The organism is Mycobacterium sp. (assembly GCF_050701675.1).
Classification (GTDB): Bacteria; Actinomycetota; Actinomycetes; order Mycobacteriales; family Mycobacteriaceae; genus Mycobacterium.
This window is the reverse complement of the sequence record NZ_JBOGDD010001342.1, coordinates 1-1,528: the sequence shown is the minus strand read 5'-3', so window position 1 is coordinate 1,528 and position 1,528 is coordinate 1. Positions and strand designations below refer to the sequence as shown.

Below are 1,528 nucleotides of genomic sequence, written 5' to 3'. Positions count from 1 at the left end.
TAGGAGTTGCCCGCGGAGTCGGTGTTGTTCTTGAACAGGTAGATGTCACCGCCGATGCCCTCGTCGGCGAGCCGCTGCTCGGCGTCGATGAGCAGGTCCTCCAACACGCGCTCACCTGCGCGGTCGTGGGTGACGAGCTGAATGAGGCTGTCGCATTCGGCGGTCGCATACTCGGGGTGCGAACCCACGTCGAGATAGAGACGGGCGCCGTTGCGGAGGAACACGTTGGAGCTACGGCCCCACGAGACCACACGCCGGAAGAGGTAGCGGGCAACTTCGTCGGGAGACAGGCGCCGGTGGCCGTGGAAAGTGCACGTCACACCGAATTCGGTCTCGATGCCCATGATTCGCCGCTGCACCGTACCGAGCTTACGGGTTACCGGTGCTGGGTGTATTGACACCCGCTGCCTGGTCCGTCGACGGCGGCTCCGAACGCCTGTGGATGAATCGTGCGCACCCGCCCTCGGATCCGTCAACATCTGGCATGGGGACTTTGCGGATGGACGCGGCGGCGGTGCGGGCGCTTGCCGAAAGCGTGCTCGACGGGGCAGATCGTCTCGACGAAATCCATTGGCCCGCATTGAGTTCGGCGGACATGCCCGGCTCAAGCCTGCTGCCTGCCGCGACGTGTCCGTCGGCCGAGGATCGGCTCGCGGACGTCGCCGCTCGGATGCGCACGTGGGCGGCGGCGGCGATGGCGGCGGCAGCTGCGGTCCAACTGGCCGACGAACAACAGGCCGGCCGCCTCGGCGCGCCACGATGAGTCGGCCGTCTCTGACCCAGGCCTCGCAGTGGCGACCAGAGGCGCTCCGAGGTCTGGCGGACGCTTGGGACGAGACTGCGCGCGTCATTCATGCCAACGTCGTCGCGGCTTCGCGTGCCGGGCAGGACACCGGACCGGCGTGGGCGGGGGCCGGCGGCGACGCGGCGCGCCACGATGCCAAGGCCTTCGCACTGAACGGTGACGCCGTGGCACGGGCCCTGGTACTGGCGGCCGTCGCCGCGCGCGACGGATCCGAGCAGATCGAGGTCGCGAAGTCGGACGTCGCGGCACGTGTCGACGCCGCACGCGCGGAGGGCTTCCTGGTTGGCGACGACGGATCCGTCGAACCGGACGCCCCGCCATCGACCCTGCTGATCACGTTGTCCGGCAACGACGTCGGAGTCGCCGCGCAGATGCTGATCGCGCGGGCCACCGTGCTGTCCGGACAGATCGCCGACGCACTCGACCGGCTCGGCGCTGCCGACGGCGACGCCGCCCTTGACGTCCGCGCGGCTCTCGAGTCGGTGAGCCGCACCGCAGACACCGCGTTGGGCAACACCGACGGCGTCCCATGGGACGTGCGCATCGCAGCCAACCGCACGAACGCCGCGCAGGCCATCGTCGAGCACCTCGGTGACCGCACTGCCTCAACCCGCAACGGCTTCTACCGAGGCCTGCTCGCGGAGGTCGACGACCCGGCGGGCAGTGGGCAGCGCATCGACCGCAAGATCCTGGCGTTCGATCCCGGTCGTGCCTCGCTGGTGG

The 1,528-nt window shown here is 69.5% G+C and carries 2 protein-coding genes and 1 pseudogene; 2 read left to right on the top strand and 1 reads right to left on the bottom strand.

Going from position 1 to position 1,528, the window contains the following annotated elements:
• Positions 1-359: proteasome accessory factor PafA2 family protein (locus tag ACRDUX_RS41560; protein WP_526423526.1), on the bottom strand; the 359-nt coding region annotated here is incomplete at its 3' end.
• Between the two features lie 125 nt (positions 360-484).
• Here ACRDUX_RS41560 and ACRDUX_RS41555 point away from each other — a divergent pair.
• Both ACRDUX_RS41555 and ACRDUX_RS41550 read left to right on the top strand, forming a co-directional pair.
• Positions 485-763: a DUF7162 family protein gene (locus ACRDUX_RS41555; RefSeq protein WP_526423524.1), complete on the top strand. Its 279-nt coding sequence runs from the start codon at positions 485-487 to the stop codon at positions 761-763.
• Positions 760-1,528 (top strand): annotated as a pseudogene (locus ACRDUX_RS41550) (alpha/beta hydrolase); the annotation flags it as partial. The gene ACRDUX_RS41555 and the pseudogene ACRDUX_RS41550, both read left to right, overlap by 4 nt.